We start from the raw sequence: 4167 nt of genomic DNA on the forward strand, positions 1-4167 counted from the left end.
GTCTTAAAGAAGGATTAGAACTTTTAGAAAGTTTACCAAATATAGAAGGAATATTCTTGACTAAAGATAAAAAGGTTTATGTAACTTCTGGCATTAAAGACTCCTTTACTTTAACAAATAAAGAATATGAACTTATGAATTAGAATATATTTATTTTATTTGGGCAATATAATATTACACTTGCCTTCCAAATATAAGTATTCATTATTATAAGAACTTTTATAGTAGTTTCAAATTCTTTATTGCTATTTTATATGAGTTTTAAACTTAATATAATAACACATCCTCCATTAAGTTTAAAATAAGGACATATTGGTAGTTACCAATATGTCCTTTTCATATTCTATAGTACTCTTATATGTTATTATCTTCTTTTTTAAGTGCTTCCTTATATATTTTCATAAGGTCACTTACAAGTACTCCATCAATTGTCATTCCTTCTATATTACAATTACAAATAGAAAGATTCTGTAAGTCTGAATCAACAATTCTACTATTATTTAATTCACATCTTTCCATTGTAAGTGGAATCTTCTTTTCTTGAGCTCCTAAATTAATATCATGTAAATAAGCATCTCCTAAGGAAGCATTGCAAATTTCTATTTTATTTAAATTAGAGTCCCCTAATACTGAATTGCTCATATCTATATTAGTAAATCGTGTTTTAGATAAATTACTATTCTGATATATGGATTTTTCTAGATTCACATTAGTGAACTTAGCATTTTTCATATTAACTTCATAAATATCAATATCCCTTATATTACACCTTCGAAGGTTTTTATCATTAAAGACTTTCTTGGTATAAAATTCATGTGAATCATTAGTTGAATCGCTTATTATTTTACAATAATATCTTTCATTTTGAATATATCCGTTCTTTTCATAAAAATGATGATTTCTTATACTCTTCTGGCTTGTATCTAGGGTCCATATTCTAACCCTAGGATACATCTCTTCCATAAGAGCTATAACCTTTGATCCTATCCCCTTATTCTGAAATCCTGGATTTATATAAAGTCGGTCAACCCTTGCATGTTCCCTTCCTGTATAGGATATAAGTAAAACTCCAGCCAAAGCATTATCATAAATTATTTTGTAATATTTCTTATCCCACATATGATATCTTTGCATATATGTAGAATCATAACCAGGAATAAAAGGTCTTTCCCCATTATCATACCATCTATTGGTTTCATCTTCTTCCACTACAATCATCATATCTCTTATTTCTTCTGCATCTTTTTCTAATGCAACTTCTAATGTTATTTTTTCATTCATTGTGTTTTCCCCCAAATTTAAACTAATTTCTAATATTCTATAGCTCTTTATGTCATATAATAGAATAGTATTAGTAGCAATATTATACATTATTGTAATTAAATTCTCTAGATATGTAGATATTAAATCAATTCTACTTACTTAATAAAAAAAGATATAGGATAGTTAGTAAATTTACTACTAAATCCTATATCTATAATACTATATTTAAAAAATCACCTGTGTTTTTATTGCTCTTTATCTTTATGTTTTTATAAAGGCTTTGACTTAAAACTTATCTCATACACTACTTAAAATCTATAAACTTCAAGTGTTATAGTTGGTAGCCATCAGATAAATATTTAAAGGCTCTGAAAAAATAATTCAAAAGCTTCCTCTTTTAGATAACTGAATATAATATTGGATATTATATTATTTCTGTCTCTATATCTGTTATAAAAGCCTCACTATTTTCTTCTATGAAATTTATAACAGAACTTAATATAGCATCTCCTTTTGCGGTTTCATTACATACTGCTGCTATTCCTAAGACTATAATCTTATGGTTATCTTGGTTTTCTACCTCAGCAACAGACACATTAAACTTATTTTTTATTCTTTCTCTTAAACTAGATAAAACAATTCTTTTTTCCTTTAAGGAATTTACCCAAGGGGCTATAAGGGTTATTTTAGCTGTAGCTATTATCATCTCTAATTATCTCCTACTAATAAAGTTAGTTTTAATTAACTAGGGGACTGTTCCTCTCATTATTTAGTGTAAATATATATTCTTTTACTAAAACTTCTTTTTACATATACCATGAGAAAACTGTCATTTAAGTTATTACTATTATTCCCCTAACTTATGATTTTACTATATTAGTTAAAATTATTACATACTACTAACTAATACTTTTACCCATTTACCTTTCTTTACTCTAAGATATCCTAGTATAAATTTTGCTATTTCTTCAAGGGTTACAAGTGCCACCACATATTCTACATCTAGTTTTAATACAAAGGCTCCCAAAAATGATACGGGAACTCCTATGCACCACATAGTAAATGCTTCTATAAACAGTCCATAGTTGGCATCCCCGCCCCCTCTTAAAACTCCAATTATAAGTATTACATTAAATGTCCTTATAGTTAGTATTAAAGAGGTTATATAAAGAATATTTTGAGCACTTTTAAGAACTCCCTCTGATATATCTCCACTATAAAAATTTAGTATAATTGGAGAGGATGCTGCTAGAACTATTGCAAGTAAAACACCAATTCCGCATCCAAGTTTTAAGAATTTCTTTGCAAAATCCTTGGCTTCATCTATCTCATTAGCACCGATCCTATTTCCAACCATAACTATGGCTGCATTGGATATACCAAAGGTAATTACCATAAATAAATTAGTTATTGGACTACATATCTGAACTGCTGCTAATGCTTCAGTACTTATTCTTCCATAAACTGCAGAATATAAAACTGTTCCAAGTCCCCAGCATGCCTCATTTAAAACTACTGCTGATATGGTCTTATACATCTTGCTAATAAATTCTTTCTTAAAATATAACAAGTCCCCTTTTTTAGAAGCTAGTACACCTTTTTTCATATATATTATAGAAATTAATGCTATAACTTCAACTACTCTAGCTATTAAGGTAGCAATAGCAGCTCCTTCTACTCCCATAGGTTCAAAGCCTAAATGACCAAAAATTAAAATATAGTTAAATATAGCATTAGTTACTAAAGCAATGGCACTGACCATCATAGGTAGCTTAGGATTTCCTACACATCTTGATGCAAAAGCATAGTTAAAGGTTATTGCTGTAAATAAATAGCTATATATTACTATACTTAAATACTTGCTTCCTAAAATCACAACTTCCGTATCACTATTAAATAATCTTATTATGCCTTCTGGATTTATAATGGCAATAGCCATAAATATAATAGAGGCAGTTATTCCTATAACATTTCCTACTCCAACTACCCTTCTTATATTTTTTTCGTCCTTATTTCCCCAAAATTGTGATATGTACATTCCACATGCACTAAATACTCCTCCAATTAAAATATTAAAGAAAAAGAAATACTGATTAGCTATGCCTACAGCTGCTATTTCCTTTTCTCCAACTTTACCAATCATTAAAGTATCCACCATATTTAATGAAGATACTATTAAATATTGAAGCATTATAGGTAAAGCTATTTTAAATAAACTAGAATAAAACTTTTTATCCTTAAAAAACTTCACTTTTTATCCCCCTTTAACTTTTTTCAAAAAAATTAAAGCAACCCCTTAAAGTTTTTAAAAGTGGTTGCTTCACTAAATGACATATATAAATATTGCTATTAATTTTTATATCATAATTTTCCTTTGAAGTCAATTAAGCTCCTCGAAAACATCTGTTGGTTCTCCACATATAGGGCAAACCCAATCATAAGGTAAATCCTCTAAAGGCACTCCTTTTGGTATTCCTTGAGAAGAATCCCCTACCTCTGGATCATATATATATCCACATTCTACACATACATACTTCTTCATATAATCCTCCTTGTATTTAATACTATATAATTATAATTATTATATAGTGTTTTTTCAACAAATTTATGTATAATAGATTTATTGGTTTATAGTGTGTCTTAAGAACCTCTTATATATTCTTTAGTTTATAGTTAATTGTAGATCAATGGATGGTTTTATAGTATAGCTAAATCCTCTTCTATTTTAACTTTTATAATTCTACATAGTTTACTAAGGTATTTATGTAATAACTTAAAAAAATGTAGAATTAATTCCCCTATTGGCTATTACAGTGGTAAATGATAAACTTAATTTAGCTATTTTCATATTATAGGTTTTTTTATTCAAGACTTATCTTATGCACTACTTAAAATCCAAGATTT

The 4167-nt window shown here is 27.9% G+C and carries 4 protein-coding genes; all 4 read right to left on the reverse strand.

The window, feature by feature from the left end; translation table 11 throughout:
* Window positions 1-354: 354 nt before the first annotated feature.
* The 4 genes from AB2369_RS12045 to AB2369_RS12060 all read right to left on the reverse strand — a co-directional run bounded on the left by AB2369_RS12045 (window position 355) and on the right by AB2369_RS12060 (window position 3805).
* Window positions 355-1281, reverse strand: a complete 927-nt coding sequence (locus AB2369_RS12045) for a GNAT family N-acetyltransferase (protein WP_367666721.1) — start codon at window positions 1279-1281, stop codon at window positions 355-357.
* 406 nt (window positions 1282-1687) lie between these two features.
* Entirely contained in the window at window positions 1688-1969 is a 282-nt protein-coding gene (locus AB2369_RS12050) for a DUF503 domain-containing protein (RefSeq protein ID WP_367666722.1), read from the reverse strand.
* Between the two features lie 183 nt (window positions 1970-2152).
* Window positions 2153-3514: an MATE family efflux transporter gene (locus tag AB2369_RS12055; protein WP_367666723.1), complete on the reverse strand. Its 1362-nt coding sequence runs from the start codon at window positions 3512-3514 to the stop codon at window positions 2153-2155.
* Window positions 3515-3643: 129 nt separating this feature from the next.
* A complete protein-coding gene (locus AB2369_RS12060; RefSeq protein ID WP_367666724.1) occupies window positions 3644-3805 on the reverse strand; it encodes a rubredoxin in 162 nt (53 codons plus the stop codon).
* Window positions 3806-4167 lie beyond the last annotated feature (362 nt).

It is taken from the genome of Clostridium sp., assembly GCF_040797585.1.
Classification (GTDB): Bacteria; Bacillota; Clostridia; order Clostridiales; family Clostridiaceae; genus Clostridium_Z.